The 15,139-nt window shown below is 42.4% G+C and carries 16 protein-coding genes; 10 read left to right on the forward strand and 6 right to left on the reverse strand.

Annotated features, from left to right (window positions below):
• Nucleotides 1–34 precede the first annotated feature (34 nt).
• The 3 genes from ACA086_RS12320 to ACA086_RS12330 all read left to right on the forward strand — a co-directional run bounded on the left by ACA086_RS12320 (nucleotide 35) and on the right by ACA086_RS12330 (nucleotide 2,710).
• Nucleotides 35–193: a DUF5522 domain-containing protein gene (locus ACA086_RS12320; protein ID WP_369748433.1), complete on the forward strand. Its 159-nt coding sequence runs from the start codon at nucleotides 35–37 to the stop codon at nucleotides 191–193.
• A gap of 67 nt (nucleotides 194–260) precedes the next feature.
• Nucleotides 261–836 (forward strand): DUF4136 domain-containing protein, encoded by a 576-nt coding sequence (locus ACA086_RS12325; protein ID WP_371003629.1) that lies wholly within the window; start codon nucleotides 261–263, stop codon nucleotides 834–836.
• A 119-nt stretch (nucleotides 837–955) separates the two neighbouring features.
• Complete coding sequence (locus tag ACA086_RS12330) at nucleotides 956–2,710, forward strand: aromatic amino acid hydroxylase (protein ID WP_371003630.1); 1,755 nt, start codon at nucleotides 956–958, stop codon at nucleotides 2,708–2,710.
• Nucleotides 2,711–2,713: 3 nt separating this feature from the next.
• On the opposite strand, the gene ACA086_RS12335 is transcribed toward ACA086_RS12330, so the two are convergent.
• Nucleotides 2,714–3,670: a GSCFA domain-containing protein gene (locus ACA086_RS12335; RefSeq protein WP_371003631.1), complete on the reverse strand. Its 957-nt coding sequence runs from the start codon at nucleotides 3,668–3,670 to the stop codon at nucleotides 2,714–2,716.
• A gap of 4 nt (nucleotides 3,671–3,674) precedes the next feature.
• Complete coding sequence (gene alaS, locus ACA086_RS12340) at nucleotides 3,675–6,290, reverse strand: alanine--tRNA ligase (RefSeq protein WP_371003633.1); 2,616 nt, start codon at nucleotides 6,288–6,290, stop codon at nucleotides 3,675–3,677.
• 104 nt (nucleotides 6,291–6,394) lie between these two features.
• Between alaS and ACA086_RS12345 the strand changes: the two genes are divergently transcribed.
• From ACA086_RS12345 to ACA086_RS12370, 6 genes are read left to right on the forward strand one after another with little or no spacing between them, the layout of a single operon-like run.
• Nucleotides 6,395–7,372 carry a M23 family metallopeptidase gene (locus tag ACA086_RS12345; RefSeq protein WP_371003634.1) on the forward strand — a complete coding sequence of 326 codons (978 nt, stop codon included), beginning with the start codon at nucleotides 6,395–6,397 and terminating at the stop codon, nucleotides 7,370–7,372.
• Nucleotides 7,372–7,701, forward strand: coding sequence for a MerR family transcriptional regulator (locus ACA086_RS12350; RefSeq protein WP_371003636.1), 330 nt, complete (start codon nucleotides 7,372–7,374; stop codon nucleotides 7,699–7,701). The genes ACA086_RS12345 and ACA086_RS12350 overlap by 1 nt, the downstream gene beginning before the upstream one ends.
• Nucleotides 7,702–7,760: 59 nt before the next feature.
• Nucleotides 7,761–8,360: a LemA family protein gene (locus ACA086_RS12355; protein WP_371003638.1), complete on the forward strand. Its 600-nt coding sequence runs from the start codon at nucleotides 7,761–7,763 to the stop codon at nucleotides 8,358–8,360.
• A gap of 4 nt (nucleotides 8,361–8,364) precedes the next feature.
• Nucleotides 8,365–8,808 carry a TPM domain-containing protein gene (locus tag ACA086_RS12360; RefSeq protein ID WP_371003639.1) on the forward strand — a complete coding sequence of 148 codons (444 nt, stop codon included), beginning with the start codon at nucleotides 8,365–8,367 and terminating at the stop codon, nucleotides 8,806–8,808.
• Nucleotides 8,789–9,598, forward strand: a complete 810-nt coding sequence (locus ACA086_RS12365; protein ID WP_371003640.1) for a YgcG family protein — start codon at nucleotides 8,789–8,791, stop codon at nucleotides 9,596–9,598. Before ACA086_RS12360 ends, ACA086_RS12365 begins: the two co-directional genes overlap by 20 nt.
• A 52-nt stretch (nucleotides 9,599–9,650) precedes the next feature.
• Nucleotides 9,651–10,112 carry a hypothetical protein gene (locus ACA086_RS12370; protein WP_371003641.1) on the forward strand — a complete coding sequence of 154 codons (462 nt, stop codon included), beginning with the start codon at nucleotides 9,651–9,653 and terminating at the stop codon, nucleotides 10,110–10,112.
• A gap of 8 nt (nucleotides 10,113–10,120) precedes the next feature.
• Here ACA086_RS12370 and der read toward each other — a convergent pair whose 3' ends face one another.
• Complete coding sequence (gene der / locus ACA086_RS12375; protein WP_369748422.1) at nucleotides 10,121–11,422, reverse strand: ribosome biogenesis GTPase Der; 1,302 nt, start codon at nucleotides 11,420–11,422, stop codon at nucleotides 10,121–10,123.
• 71 nt (nucleotides 11,423–11,493) lie between these two features.
• A complete protein-coding gene (locus ACA086_RS12380; RefSeq protein ID WP_371003642.1) occupies nucleotides 11,494–12,225 on the reverse strand; it encodes an acetyltransferase in 732 nt (243 codons plus the stop codon).
• Nucleotides 12,226–12,629: 404 nt separating this feature from the next.
• Between ACA086_RS12380 and ACA086_RS12385 the strand changes: the two genes are divergently transcribed.
• Nucleotides 12,630–12,869 carry a hypothetical protein gene (locus tag ACA086_RS12385; RefSeq protein ID WP_371003643.1) on the forward strand — a complete coding sequence of 80 codons (240 nt, stop codon included), beginning with the start codon at nucleotides 12,630–12,632 and terminating at the stop codon, nucleotides 12,867–12,869.
• Here the strand turns inward: ACA086_RS12385 and era are convergent.
• The gene (era, locus tag ACA086_RS12390) at nucleotides 12,860–13,744 is read right to left on the reverse strand and encodes a GTPase Era (protein WP_371003644.1); all 885 of its coding nucleotides are present in this window, start codon (nucleotides 13,742–13,744) and stop codon (nucleotides 12,860–12,862) included. The two genes, ACA086_RS12385 and era, sit on opposite strands and share 10 nt — an antisense overlap.
• On the reverse strand, nucleotides 13,731–15,095 hold the full coding sequence (locus tag ACA086_RS12395; protein ID WP_371003737.1) for an alanine/glycine:cation symporter family protein: 1,365 nt from the start codon (nucleotides 15,093–15,095) through the stop codon (nucleotides 13,731–13,733). Before ACA086_RS12395 ends, era begins: the two co-directional genes overlap by 14 nt.
• Between the last annotated feature and the right edge of the window lie 44 nt (nucleotides 15,096–15,139).

Genomic DNA, 15,139 nt, shown 5'->3' on the forward strand with positions numbered 1-15,139 from the left:
GTAATTTTACTCTTAGGCATCAAAGAAAACTCAAGTGAAAAGGATTTTACCACTGGAAGAAGGAGATTTCTACCTTTCAAAAGAAGGCTATAAGGTTTTTACCGAGCAATACCATTTAAAAAGAGGGTACTGCTGTGAAAGTAATTGCAGACACTGCCCTTACGGCTTTAATCCGAGCGGAAAAAGATCCTGAAATGTGGTGATTCGGCATGATATTTGAGCGAAGTATACAGTATTGGTTCACTAAAAAAATCCGTATTATGAAAAAGAAGATTTTGTTTTTTCTCCCTCTCGCCCTTATGTTTCTGGCGAGTTCATGTGTTTCAGTAAGAGTTATTGCCGACTACGACCGCAACGCAGATTTTAACACCTATAAGAGTTACGCATTTTACAAAACCGGGATAGACAAAGCCCAGATTTCGGATCTGGATAAAAAGAGAATCCTCAGGGCTATTGAAAATGAAATGGCAAATAAGGGTTTTGTAAAATCTGAAAATCCAGACCTTCTGGTCAGTATTTTTACCAAAGAACGTGAACGAGTTGACGTATACAACAATGCCGGCTGGGGCTGGGGTTGGGGTTGGGGTCCCGGATGGGGCTATTGGAATCCATGGCTATGGGGAGGCCCGGGCTGGGGAAATAATATAAGTACCCGTACAGAAGGATCATTGTATATTGACCTCATCGATACCAGCTCTAAAGAATTGATTTGGCAGGGAAGAGGCGTCGGAACCTTAAACAATACAGGAAACATCGAGAAAAAGGAAGAGAGGATAAGGGAATTTGTATCCCAAATTTTGGAGAAATACCCTCCAAATACGCTGGCTTCCAGTTAAAATAAAAAACCGCCTTCCCGGCGGTTTTTTAATGAATTTTACTCAATGGTTGACACTGATTGAGACATGGCTTTGTGGTCTTGTTTTCTTACCTTTGAGTGACAGAATAAATTTGTGTAATGAGCTACGAAAGCAATCCCATTCTAGACAAACTGCCCGAACATTTGAAGCAGTATATAAAACCTCAGAACTATGAGGAATATACAGCAATCGATCAGGCTGTCTGGAGATATGTGATGCGAAAAAATGTAGACTACCTCAGTGAGGTTGCTCATAACTCTTATTTGGAAGGCCTTAAACTCACTGGTATTTCAATAGACCATATCCCGAATATGTACGGAATGAACAGGATATTGAAAGAAATTGGGTGGGCAGCAGTAGCAGTTGATGGGTTTATTCCCCCCTCTGCTTTTATGGAATTCCAGGCGTATAACGTACTGGTCATCGCAGGTGATATTCGCCAGCTTGAACATATTGAATACACTCCCGCCCCGGATATCATTCACGAAGGGGCCGGACATGCCCCTATCATTGCCAACCCGGAATACGCAGAATACCTACGGAGGTTTGGGGAAATCGGATGCAAGGCTATTTCGAATGCCAAGGATCACGAATTATACGAAGCCGTAAGGCATTTATCCATAATCAAAGAAGCATCGGGAACACCACAGGCCAGTATCGATGAGGCCGAGGCTAAGATCGAGGATCTACAAAACAATATGGGTGAGCCCAGTGAAATTGCATTGATACGTAATCTGCACTGGTGGACAGTTGAATATGGGTTGATCGGTAGTATTGAGCATCCAAAAATATATGGAGCAGGCCTTTTGTCTTCCATCGGGGAAAGTGCCTGGTGTATGACCGATAAGGTGAAAAAAGTGCCCTATTCCATTGAAGCGGCACATACTTCCTTCGACATTACAAAACCTCAACCCCAATTATTTGTCACTCCCGACTTTGCCTATCTGAGTCAGGTTTTAGAAGAATTTGCCAATACCATGGCCTTGAGAAAAGGGGGGTTAAGTGGCGTAAAAAAAGTGATCGCATCCCGGGAATTATGTACCCTGGAACTCAGTACAGGATTGCAGATCTCAGGAGCATTCAATAAGGTCATTCAACATCAGAATCAGGCTGCCTACATTCAGACTGAAGGCCCAACAGCCTTATCTTACCGGGAAAAAGAACTGGTGGGGCACAGTACTAAGCACCACCCCAACGGATTTGGCTCCCCTATTGGTAAACTAAAAGGAATCAACCTGGCTATTGAGGATATGAGTCCGCGCGACCTTAAAGCCTACAATATCTATGAAGGGGAGCGAATTTCCCTTGAATTTGAAGGAGGGATAAAGGTAGAGGGTGAAATCATTACGGGAACCCGAAATCTGAGAGGAGAGATCATTTTGATCACATTTAAAGACTGTACGGTAACCCATGGAGACACTGTATTATTTGATCCATCAAGCGGACTTTACAATATGGCTGTAGGAGAAAAGATCGTCTCAGCTTTTAACGGTCCGGCCGACCTGTCGAGTTTTGACCTTATCACACATGAAGTGACCAGTACCACCATTAAACCGGTTATTTCTCCCGAACGCAGAAAATTACAATTACTCTATAGGCAGATCAGGGAATTCAGGAAAGGAACCAATACCACCATATCCAGAAATAAAGTCTTTAAAGAAATCTGCAATAATTATCCTGATGACTGGTTGCTTTCGGTAGAATTATATGAACTGGCCAAAAATAATAATGATCAGGCATTTGCCCGGGAGATTTTAGACCATCTTCACGAAGTGAAAAAGGAACATCCTGATCTGGGTCACCTGATCGATGACGGAATCAGCCTGGTAAACAATGCGGGGGTGATCAGCTAAAGCCTACTCAAATTTCATAAAGGGGTAGCGTTGCCTTAAATCATTTATTTTCTCCCCCAAAGCCGATTTAAATGCTTTATGAGCCTCTGAAAGGGGATTAAATGGTTTGTGTGCTAAACCTTTCTGAATTTCCTCTACAGAACTCATGACAGCATGTTCTTTATTATCAACGCATACTGAGCTAAATTTCTCCCAAATATAATTAACAGCCAGGGCATTGGGATGTACCATATCAGCCTCGTAAAACCTGTAATCCCGTAGTTCATCCATCATCAGTTCATATGAAGGAAAATAGTAGACCTTCTTTTTTGAAAATTGCTCAATAAGCTGATGAACAGCAACCACAAGATGTGCCTTGCTCCTCTGATTCTCAACAAATCCATCTTTGAGATGTCTTACTGGCGAAACTGTAAATAATATCGCTATTTCCGGATTAATCCCAAAAACGGAAGTAAGGGCATTAGTCAGGTTTTCCTCTATATCGGCAGGGGTTGACAGTATCTTTGCAAACTCACTTTGGGGTACTTTGTGACAATTGGCAACCCAGGAGCCGCTATCTTTTCGTTTATAACCCCATGCAGTACCCAGGGTTATGACCAGGTGAGAAGCATTTAATAGAAATTCTCGCAGCTCTTGCAATCCATTGTTTAACCCGGCAAGAAGGTCATCAGCTTTAGCTCTGCTCATCTCAGAATGAACTTCAAAAGAATGCCATTGTTCCTGGTGGTATATCAAATCCTCATTTCTGAACACCCTTCCCTCAATGGATCGGAGTATCAGATTTGTTATAGCCTGAGGATGAAAAAGTGTGCCGAAAGGGTTGAGCCTGTTCCTGAATTGAAAGTATGTAAGCCTGGAAGCAATATGATTAGCAAAACAGGATCCCAGCAGCACTATTTCACTTTCATAGGAAATTGGAATCGGTGCCTTATTAAGCGGAACATGTGTTTGAAGTTCCATTTCTTTATCGGATCAGGGAGCGTGCCTCTTCGAGGGCCTTTTGTATTCCGGCCGGATTCTTTCCGCCGGCGGTAGCAAAGAAAGGTTGTCCACCACCTCCGCCCTGGATATATTGACCGAGCTCCTTAACTATTTTACCTGCATTCCAACCTTTGAACTCAACAAGTTTCTTTGATATATAACAACTCAGTAAGGCCTTACCATCCTTTTTGGATGCAAAAAGTAAAAATAATTTCTCCTCTTCCTGCCCCATTTCAAATGCCAGGTCTTTCATTGCAGCTGCATCGAGATCTACTTCTTTTGCCAGGAAGTAAAAATCACCTACAGATTCCAGTTCTTGTTTTAACTGAATTTTTAAGCTTTTGGCTTTGGCCTTTAACAATGCTTCAATCTCCTTCTTCATCGCATTGTTCTCCTCCAGCAGTTGTTCCACGGCTTTTACAGGATCTCCACTGCTTTTCAAATGTGATTTGATCTCGTCTAACTGTTTGTTCTTCTCCTCGTAGAATTGGCGTACAGCATCGGATGTAATGGCTTCGATCCTCCTCACCCCGGCTGCAATTGCCCCTTCAGAAATTATCTTAAAGTGCCAAATCTCTCCTGTGTTCTTTACGTGCGTTCCACCACAAAGCTCTATGGAATCGCCATAACGAACCGTACGCACCTGTTCCCCGTATTTTTCTCCAAACAGGGCCATGGCACCTTCTTCCAGGGCTTTTTTCATAGGAATATCACGCTGCTCCTCCAAAGGAAGCTGTTCCTGGATTCTTTCATTTACAAAGTCCTCAACGCGACGGACTTCCTCATTTGTAAGTTTCGCAAAATGTGAGAAATCGAAGCGCAGGTATCCCGAATGTACAGCTGAGCCTTTTTGCTCTACGTGTGTTCCTAAAATTAGCCTCAACCCCTGATGCAGCAAATGAGTTGCGCTGTGGTTCCGCTCCGTTCTCGCCCTTTGAACTTCATCCACCACGGCGATTAAAGTTTCCTCCGGGTGTTTGGGAAGGTTTTTTGCGTAATGGACGATTTCATTGTTCTCCCTCTTTGTATCCAGAATGTAAACAACATCCCCATTGGGAACTTCCAGATATCCTTTATCTCCTACCTGTCCTCCCCCTTCCGGATAAAATGGAGTTTTGTCGAAAACCAGCTGAAACTGTGTTCCTTCTTTTTTAGTGACTACCTTCCTGTATTTTACCAGCTGTACTTCAGCGCTGAGCTGATCATATCCTAAAAATTCCTGTTCCCCATTCTCCGAAACGATTTGCCAATCGTCTTTGGACACTTCAGAAGCAGAACGGGACCTGGCTTTTTGCTTCTGCATCGCTTTTTCAAAACCAGCTTTATCAAGCTCATAACCCTTTTCGCTTAAAATAAGACTTGTAAGATCTATTGGAAATCCGAAGGTATCGTATAACTCAAATGCCTTCTCACCGTCTACCACCTTCTCTTTGGTTTTAGAGATCACATTATCAAGGAGGGTAAGGCCCTGTTCAAGTGTTTTAAGAAAAGAGTGCTCTTCTTCTTTGATAACATTTTCAATAAGGGCATTTTGTTTCTTCAACTCTGGAAACGCAGATCCCATGGTAGCCACCAGGACTTTAACCAGTTTATATATAAAGGGCTCGGAGATTCCCAGAAAGGTAAATCCATACCTAACAGCCCTTCTCAGGATTCTTCTGATGACGTAGCCGGCTCCATTATTGCTCGGCAGCTGCCCATCGGCAATTGAAAAGGCCACTGCCCTGATATGGTCGACAACTACCCTGAATGCGATATCTGTCTCCTTATCTTTTCCGTAGGACTTCCCACTAACCAACTCAAGTTCTTTTACCAGCGGGGTAAAAAGATCGCTGTCGTAGCTAGAATTCACTCCCTGTAATACCATACACAGGCGTTCAAAGCCCATACCGGTATCCACATGTTGTTCAGGAAGAGGCTCAAGACTTCCATCTGCCTTCCGATTGTACTGCATAAAAACAAGATTCCAGATCTCTATTACCTCAGGGTGATCCTGATTAACCAGTTGAGCTCCGGGGATCTTTAATCTATCTTCTTTTGAACGTATATCGACATGGATCTCGGAACACGGTCCGCAGGGACCCTGATCTCCCATTTCCCAGAAATTATCCTTTTTATTCCCGAAGATGATTCTGTCCTCGGGGACTATGGCCTTCCATAATTCCAGGGCTTCTGCATCCATATCCAGATTGTCCTCATCCTTGCTTCCCTCGAAAACAGATACGTAGAGGCTGTCTTTCTCGATCCCGTATACCTGGGTCAGTAATTCCCATGCCCATTGAATGGCCTCTTTTTTAAAGTAATCCCCAAAACTCCAGTTCCCCAGCATCTCGAACATGGTATGATGGTAGGTGTCTTTTCCTACCTCTTCCAGGTCGTTGTGTTTTCCGCTTACACGCAGGCATTTTTGGGTATCTGCAATACGGGGGTGTTTTGATACGCTGTTTCCCAGAAAATATTCTTTAAACTGGTTCATTCCGGCATTGGTAAACATCAGGGTAGGATCATCTTTGATAACCATAGGAGCTGATGGCACAATGGTGTGATTTTTTCCCTTGAAAAATGCCAGGAAATGATCGCGTATTTCGCTCGAAGTCATATAAGAAGATAAGGTTTCGGTAATTTTAACGCTTTCTGCAAAACAATTTTTATATTTGTTTGTTTTGATACATTGGAAGCACAAAAATAGGATAATTTACATTCATGTCTAAAGTTAAGTACTATTACGATCCGGACACGCTCTCCTATCGAAAAATTGAGCTTAAAAAATCCCGTCGATATAGAAACATCTTTCTTTTTATTCTCGGCTCAGCGCTTTTTGGTTTTCTCGGATTAATCTTCTTATTAAACACAAACATCCTGAATACTCCCAGGGAGTTATCCCTTTCGCGGGAGGTAAAAAATTACGAACTACGATTTGAACTTCTCAATAAGAAATTAGAACAAATCGAACAGGTTCTCACCAATATAGAAGACAGGGACAATAATATCTACAGGCTCTACTTTGAAGCAAATCCTATCCCGGAAGAACAAAGGCGTGCCGGATTTGGTGGGGTAAACCGATACAAGTCCCTCGAAGGATTCAACAATTCGGAAATGATCATTGCCACGACAAAAAGACTTGACGTTATCCAGAAGCAAATAGTGATCCAGTCGCGCTCTCTTGATGAAATTACCAAGTTAGCCGAAGACAAGGAAAAATTACTTGCAGCAATCCCGGCCATTCAGCCCGTTAACAATGAAAACCTCACGAGGATGGCTTCAGGTTACGGCTGGAGGTCAGACCCATTTACCAAAGCGAGGAAAATGCACTGGGGTATGGATTTCACAGCCCCTAAAGGAGTGCCTATTTATGCTACCGGTGACGGAACGGTATCCAGAGCAGACAACGGGGCGTCAGGATACGGGAAGCACATTCGGATAGAACACGGTTATGGATATATGTCTCTCTATGCACATTTAAGCAAGTACAATGTAAAGAAGGGCCAGAAAGTAAAACGTGGTGATTTGATTGGGTTCATAGGAAGTACAGGACGATCGGAAGCCCCCCATTTGCATTATGAAGTATGGAAAGATGGCGATAGAATCAACCCTATTAATTTCTACTACGGAAGTTTAACTGCAGAGGAATTTGAAAACATGCTGAAATACGCCAACCAGGAAAACCAATCATTGGATTAATGCATATAGAGCTACCCGAAAAAAGATATTACGGTATTGGCGAGGTAGCCAGAGCCTTTGACGTCAATACTTCCCTGATCAGGTTTTGGGAAAAGGAATTTGATGTACTGCAGCCCAAAAAAAATGCCAAGGGAAACCGAAAATTTACTCCGGATGATATCAAGAATCTGCAGCTGATCTACCATTTAGTAAAAGAGCGTGGGTTTACACTCGAAGGAGCGAAGACGCATCTTAGAGAAGAAAAGAAAAAAACACTTTCCAACTTTGAAATTATTCAGAAATTAGAACGCGTAAAAGCGGAGCTTATCAAAATCAAAAAACAGTTGTGATGTAACAATCAACTAATTTTTGATACAAATATATACCTAACTTTTAATTGTGAACACTTATGAAAAAATGGTTAATTCCCGTAATTATCCTGGTGGTTGTCGCCTTTGGCATTTACCAGTGGGCGGTTGAATTTAATAACACTGCCGTAGAATATGAGGCCAATGCCAAAACGGCCTGGTCTAATGTAGAAAGTACTTATCAGAGGCGTAATGATCTTATCGGAAACCTTGTGAAAACGGTACAGGGTGCAGCCGATTTTGAACGCGGTACACTGACCGACGTGATTGAAGCAAGAGCAAAAGCTACCTCAACCACAATTGATGCAAATGACCTTACTCCCGAGAAAATGGCTGCGTTTCAGGAAGCACAAACCGGACTCTCCTCAGCACTATCTCGTCTGTTGGTTACGGTTGAACGCTACCCCGAACTTAAAGCCAATCAGAATTTCCTGGAATTACAGGCACAGCTGGAAGGCACGGAGAACAGGATTAACGTAGCGCGTGATCGCTTTAACGAGGCTGTGAACATTTACGATATTCATACTACCAAATTCCCTAATAAACTCTTAGCCGGGTGGTTTGGGTTTGAAGAAATGGCTAGATATCAGGCGAATCCCGGTTCTGAAAATGCCCCTGACGTAAACTTTGAATTTGATTGATCCCATGCCAGAATCTAAGGTAGAGGCCTTTCTAACCCCGGAAGAGGAGAACGAAGTTGTTGAAGCCATTCGTAAAGCAGAGCAGAATACTTCAGGAGAGATACGCGTCCACATAGAGGGTAGTTCCAAGCAAGATTCCTATGAGAGAGCGAAGGAAGTTTTCCACGAACTCAAGATGGACGAAACAAAAGACGCCAATGGGGTTCTTATCTATATCGCCGTCCGGGATCGGACTTTTGTGATCTACGGGGACAGAGGTATTAATGAAGTAGTTCCCAATACATTTTGGAATGACACCAAAGATGTGATCCAGTTACACTTTAAAAAGGGAGAATTTAAAAAAGGGATCGTAAATGGCATCCTAAAAGCCGGAGAAGAGTTGAAAGCCCACTTTCCATATAACGATAATGACACCAATGAACTGAGTAATGAGGTATCTAAAAGCTAGCATTTTAGTTTTATTTTTATCCAGTGTTTCATTGGTGTGGGGACAATTTACCATCCCCGAAAAACCGAAACTGCAAACCAGTGTTTACGACTATGTTTCCCTGCTCTCAAAAGGAGAACAAAAGGCATTGGAAGACAAGCTTATCAGGTATTCAGATACTACCTCAACACAAATTGTCGTTGCCATTATCGCCTCAACAGAGGGAGAGGACATCAATTACCTGGGCGCCCAATGGGGACAGAAGTGGGGAATAGGGCAGGAAAAAGAAGATAACGGTGTTCTTATCCTGGTAGCAAACGAGGATCGAAAGATCGCCATCAATACTGGTTATGGGGTTGAGGGAAGACTCACCGATGCCATGAGCAAAAGAATAATTGATCTTATTATTGTTCCGGAGTTCAGAGATGGTGATTATGCCACTGGATTAAACAAAGGAGCAGATGCGATCTTCCAGGTTCTTAATGGAGAATTCCAGAAAGGGGTAGAAACCTACTCCAGCAGCGACAAAAACATCAGAGTTGGCCTAATCGTCTTTATAATTTTCATAGTCATTTTCATCCTTATCATTGTAATCATCTTTGCAAATCGCAATAACAAAGGAGGTGGAAAGAAAGGAGGACGAGGTAAAGGTCTCGATATCTGGGATGTGATCATTCTTAGCAATATGGGCCGTGGAAGCTACAAAGGCGGTTCAGGTAGCTTTGGCGGAGGTGGTTTCGGAGGCGGTGGCTTCGGGGGCGGCTTTGGCGGAGGCGGTTTCGGAGGCGGTGGCGCATCAGGAGGCTGGTAAAAGCAACCAATCTTTAAATTCAGACTCTTGCAATAGAAAAGTCTTTGAATACATGGTAAAATACCTGTCCCTTTTTCTAATTCTAATCCTGTTTTTTAGCTGTAACACTGATAAGACCCCGGATTGTTCTTTGGTGCTTTGTGCTGCGGGAGACGCCATCCGCCTGGAGCTGATCAACAATGGAGAAAACATCATTTCAAACGGAACCTATACCGAATCCAATATTTCGATAAGCAGGGATGAATCGGAAAATTTACGAATCCGGGTTTTATCCGATGTACAAGGTGCAACTTCCGGTCTTCTTGAATTAAATAATTTTGACTGGCAACCCGGGGAATATGCTTATACAGTGGAACTTGAAAATGACTGGGTTATTAACCTGTCAGTTACTTTTGGTTTAACAGGCAACGACCCCTGCTGCGGAGACAGATTGGAAATTACCACCTTAAGTGCCGGCAACTTCACAGTAGAACAGCTGCCTAATTCGGGTTTTTATACTATAATCCTGGAATAGACCTTTTCCTATTTCTTCCGCATAAAGATGGTTACCGGAACCCCGGTAAAGTCGAAGTTATCCCGAAGTTTATTCTCCAGAAAACGTTTGTAAGGTTCTCTCACGTATTGGGGCAGGTTGCAAAAAAAGGCAAACTGAGGGTAGGGAGTAGGTAGCTGGGTAATGAATTTGATCTTGACGTATTTACCCTTATAAGCCGGTGGAGGTGTATGCTCAATAATAGGCAGCATTACATCATTTATTTTTCGTGTTGGAATCCTTTTACTCCTGTTGTTAAAAACCTCTACTGCCGTTTCAATTGCCTTGTAAATCCTTTGCTTTGTGAGGGCAGAAACAAACAATATGGGAACATCCGTAAAAGGCTCTATTGCCTTTTTGATTTTTCGTGTGTACTCTTTAACAGCATGGGTATCTTTTTCCACCAGGTCCCATTTATTAACCAGAATTACAATCCCTTTATTATTGCGCTGTGCAAGCCAGAAAATATTTTCTACCTGCCCGTCAAAACCACGGGTTGCGTCTAACATCAGGATACAGACATCACAGTGCTCAATGGCCCGAACTGATCGCATGACCGAATAGAACTCCAGATCTTCCTTTACCTTTGCCTTCCGCCTTATTCCAGCTGTATCTACCAGATTAAATTCAAAACCAAACCGGTTGTACTTAGTATCGATACTGTCTCTTGTAGTTCCTGCTATATCGGTCACTATGTATCTTTCTTCTCCTATAAGTGCATTGATAAAGGAAGATTTACCGGCATTTGGCCTTCCGACAACCGCGAATCTCGGGAACTCACTTTTCGACTCTTCTTTCTCGGGCAAAACTTTTACTAGTTCATCAAGCAGTTCCCCGCTCCCGCTACCATTAATACTTGAAATAGGAAAGTACTCTCCCAGACCCAGGGAGTAAAACTCTACCGCATCCTGTAGCCGCTGTGTATTATCGACCTTGTTTACTGCGAGAAAGACAGGTTTATCGACACGACGCAAAAGATTGGCTACATCCTCATCCATCCCCGTTATCCCCGTTTCTACATCGACCATAAATATAATAGCATCCGCTTCCCCTATCGCAAGTTCTACCTGCTTGTCGATCTCTTTCTCAAAAACATCATCGCTGCCCAGTACATAGCCTCCTGTGTCAATTACTGTAAATTCTTTCCCGTTCCAATCGCTCTTCCCATAATGGCGGTCACGGGTTACTCCGCTTACCGCATCCACGATAGCTTCACGCCGCTGGATCAGGCGGTTAAAAAAAGTTGATTTCCCAACATTGGGTCGGCCCACTATGGCAACAATTGCGCTCATACGTTAAAACTAGGGGACAAAGGTAAGGTTAAAGAATAAAACTATTCTTTAAATTAACCTATACTCTTTCTTTAGGAAATTTTAAATAATCGATTAAGAGTATTGTTGTGAGATTCAGAGTCTAAGCGATTGTTAGAAGACACCAAATATGGATCACCTATCTTTCTGTTTTTTATAATTTTTGCAGGGACTCCATAGCATAGTGTATTATTGGGAACGCTTCGAAGCACCAATGAACCTGCCCCAATTACAGAGTGTTGCCCAACATTGATATTCTCAATTATCTGACCACCCAAACATACTGCCGAATACCGGCCTAAGGAAAAATTACCTCCGGTCGTTACTTTTGGAGCTAAACTTGAATAATCGTGCATATATCCATCGTGATCAAGGGAAGAAAAAGTGTTTAAGATACAATGATTTCCAACTGTGGAATTAGTATTGATAATCACTCCTGGCATTATAGCAGAACCTTTACCAATAACAACGTTTTTTCCAATAATGGTTTGAGGATGAATTACCCTAATAAAACTGAATTTGGGTGCTATTTTTTTTATCTTATCAACTACTTGTTTTCGTACCCAATTATCTCCAATAGCTACAATTCCGCCAAAAATATTATATTTATCTATGATATAGGGTAAATCGAATTCCGTTCCTAATATTTCATAGCCATTATGTCTGAGTCCTTTCTGTTTAATAGAATCAAGGAAGCCGATGAGCTTATATTTGCCCTCTTTTTCGATACAATCCATAATAACACTCCCGTGGCCAGATGCTCCAAAAATGATGACGTTTTTCATTAGAACAGTATAAAAAGTGTATTTCATCGATGAATTAATACACTTTGTCGATAACTCAAAGATACATATTTTATTGAAATAGTAATTTATTCTTGATTCTTCTTTAATTATTTGACAAAAAATCAGCAATTATTCAGACCCACCTACCAAACGAAATAGTATTACGTCCCAGATTCAATCTCGAAAGAGAAGAGCCAAAGGAAGTCCTTCTGAAGTATTTTGAAGACAGTACTGAATCATCCTATGTTGTTAAGCGAATTGACGATCATATTTTTATAAAATTCAATTCGGAAGAAACACATTTCTGGTCACCTCAACTTCATCTGGAAATTATTGAAACTGAATCTGGAGGGAGTAAAGTGCACGGTTTATTTGGACCCAATCCCACATTGTGGACCTTTTTTATGTTTCTGCATTTCGGTGTAGCCACCTTTTTTATCATTTTCGGAATCTGGGCCTATAGCAGTGCTGCACTAAATAAACCCTACGGTTGGTTACTAGGGGCGATGGGCGCAATGATTGTACTGTGGTTCCTCTTTTACTTTATGGGAAGGGCAGGCAAGAAAAAAGGAAAACCTCAGATGCAGCAGCTTCATCTATTCCTTATGCAGGTACTAAACCGAAAAGAAGCCTCTCAGGATTGATACCCAAATCGTCGCAGCTGCTTACTGTCACTTCGCCAATTCTTATTCACTTTCACATAGAGTTCTATGTGGACCTGCTTGTCAAAAAAATTCTCGAGGTCTTTTCTGGCCTCTACTCCCACCCTTTTCAGGGCACTTCCTTTGTGTCCGATCAGAATCCCCTTTTGTGAATTTCGCTCTACCATAATGACGGCACGTATGCGGATAATCTTTTCATCCTCCAGAAACTCTTCCGTCTCAATCTCCACCGCATAAGGGATCTCCTTTTTATAGTGTTTCAGGATCTTTTCACGGATCGTCTCATTGACAAAGAAGCGCTCCGGACGATCGGTTAACTGATCTTTTGGAAAGTATGGCGGGGCCTCAGGTAAGAGAGCTACTATTCGCTCAAAAACATTCTTAACATTAAAATTGGTCAAAGCTGAAATCGGATGTAATTCTGCCCCGGGCAATTGTTCCTGCCAGTATTGTACCTGCTCTTCAAGCATAGCCTGGTCTGCTGTATCTATCTTGTTTAACAGCAATAAAACGGGTATTTTGCTGTTTTTGATCTTTTCGAAAAACGATTCGTCTTTCAGTGCCTTTTCCCCTATCTCAACCATGTAGATTAGAACATCTGCATCTTCAAAGGCCGACTTCACAAAATCCATCATGGCATTTTGCAGCTGATATGCCGGTTTTATTATCCCGGGGGTATCCGATAGAATAACCTGGAAATTTTCTCCGTTGACAATTCCCAAAATACGATGACGGGTGGTCTGAGCCTTAGAGGTGATTATAGAGAGCTTCTCCCCTACGAAGGCATTCATAAGGGTAGATTTCCCCACATTGGGATTTCCTATGATATTGACAAAACCGGCTTTATGCTTTTCCATCCTTTAACTGAGCAAAGTATTTTTTAGCTGCTGCATTTACTTTGGGTGCAAGGTACAACACTGCGATCATATTCGGAATAACCATTAAGGCGTATGAAAGATCTATTAAATTTTTAACCAGATCGAGTGAGGCAACAGCAGCAAAAACGATCATCAACACAAAGTAAACATTATACCATTTTCCAATCCTTGCATTAGAGAGGAAGGACAAACTCTTTACGCCATAGTAGGAATAAGTAAACAAGGTAGATAAGGCAAATGCCGTAACAATCAGCATCAGCAATTCGTCCCCATAACCAAAAAGGGTTTTTCTAAAGGCGTTCAGTGTCATCACTATTCCACTACCATCCTCCAGATAAGCCCCACTGAGAATGATGACGACTGCAGTGAAGGTACAGACCATGATCGTATCGATAAAGGGCCCAAGCATAGCTACCAGGCCTTCTTTGATGGGTTCGTCATTCTTGGATTGCCCGTGATACATAGGTGCACTCCCCAGACCGGCTTCGTTAGAAAACATGGCCCTTCGTATCCCAATAATGACCAGACCCCAAAAGCCTCCGGTTACAACAGTCTTAAAATTCCATGCTTCAGTGATAATCATTTTGAGAGAAGGCCATACCAATTCTGAATTCATAGCCATTACCACAATGACTGCTGCGAGATAAACCAAAACCATGAAAGGGACAATAGCAGAGGCTACCTTCGCTATTTTTGTCAATCCCCCGAAGATCACAAAAGATGTAATAATGGCGAGGATGACGCCTATTCCCAGTTTCCAGTTGAACTCACTGGTTGCATATAGGGTCTCTACCGGATCTACCACACTCATAAAGGTCTCAGTAAATTGATTTGCCGTAAATACTCCCAGAAATCCAAAGAGACCACAGATACAGAAGAATACTGCCAGGGGTCTGGCCTTTGACCCCATTCCCTGGGTTATATAAAACATGGGACCTCCTTGTAATTTACCGTCAGAATCTGTTCCCCGGTACATGATGGCAAGGCTACAGGAATAGAATTTAATGCACATCCCTATCAGGGCCGTAATCCAGATCCAGAAGACTACGCCGGGACCCCCATCATGGATGGCAATAGCCACTCCGGATATATTTCCGAGTCCGACCGTTGCCGCGACAGCAGCAGACAGGGCCTGGAAGGAACTAACATCCCCCTTGGCGTTCTTATCATCGTATTTCCCGGATGTAATTGCAATTGCATGGCCAAAGAAACGATAAGGCAAAAATCTGGAGTAGAAAACCAGGAAGAGACCTCCGCCTATCAAAAGGATAAACATGGGCCATTCCGTGTAAGGAATCAAACCGGAAAGAAAATCATTCAATATTTTCATAGGCAAACTGAAGTTCCGAAGGTAGGTATTTTTCATATTTTAGT

Origin of the sequence: Muriicola sp. E247 (assembly GCF_041358175.1) — a bacterium.
Lineage (GTDB): Bacteria > Bacteroidota > Bacteroidia > Flavobacteriales > Flavobacteriaceae > Muriicola.

Coding starts and splice junctions, on each gene's coding strand:
- ACA086_RS12325 (WP_371003629.1), top strand. CDS start 261: ATGAAAAAGAAGATTTTGTTTTTTCTCCCTCTCGCCCTTATGTTTCTG.
- ACA086_RS12330 (WP_371003630.1), top strand. CDS start 956: ATGAGCTACGAAAGCAATCCCATTCTAGACAAACTGCCCGAACATTTG.
- ACA086_RS12335 (WP_371003631.1), bottom strand. CDS start 3,670: ATGGAACTTCAAACACATGTTCCGCTTAATAAGGCACCGATTCCAATT.
- alaS (WP_371003633.1), bottom strand. CDS start 6,290: ATGACTTCGAGCGAAATACGCGATCATTTCCTGGCATTTTTCAAGGGA.
- ACA086_RS12345 (WP_371003634.1), top strand. CDS start 6,395: ATGTCTAAAGTTAAGTACTATTACGATCCGGACACGCTCTCCTATCGA.
- ACA086_RS12350 (WP_371003636.1), top strand. CDS start 7,372: ATGCATATAGAGCTACCCGAAAAAAGATATTACGGTATTGGCGAGGTA.
- ACA086_RS12355 (WP_371003638.1), top strand. CDS start 7,761: ATGAAAAAATGGTTAATTCCCGTAATTATCCTGGTGGTTGTCGCCTTT.
- ACA086_RS12360 (WP_371003639.1), top strand. CDS start 8,365: ATGCCAGAATCTAAGGTAGAGGCCTTTCTAACCCCGGAAGAGGAGAAC.
- ACA086_RS12365 (WP_371003640.1), top strand. CDS start 8,789: ATGAGGTATCTAAAAGCTAGCATTTTAGTTTTATTTTTATCCAGTGTT.
- ACA086_RS12370 (WP_371003641.1), top strand. CDS start 9,651: ATGGTAAAATACCTGTCCCTTTTTCTAATTCTAATCCTGTTTTTTAGC.
- der (WP_369748422.1), bottom strand. CDS start 11,422: ATGAGCGCAATTGTTGCCATAGTGGGCCGACCCAATGTTGGGAAATCA.
- ACA086_RS12380 (WP_371003642.1), bottom strand. CDS start 12,225: ATGAAAAACGTCATCATTTTTGGAGCATCTGGCCACGGGAGTGTTATT.
- ACA086_RS12385 (WP_371003643.1), top strand. CDS start 12,630: ATGTTTCTGCATTTCGGTGTAGCCACCTTTTTTATCATTTTCGGAATC.
- era (WP_371003644.1), bottom strand. CDS start 13,744: ATGGAAAAGCATAAAGCCGGTTTTGTCAATATCATAGGAAATCCCAAT.
- ACA086_RS12395 (WP_371003737.1), bottom strand. CDS start 15,095: ATGAAAATATTGAATGATTTTCTTTCCGGTTTGATTCCTTACACGGAA.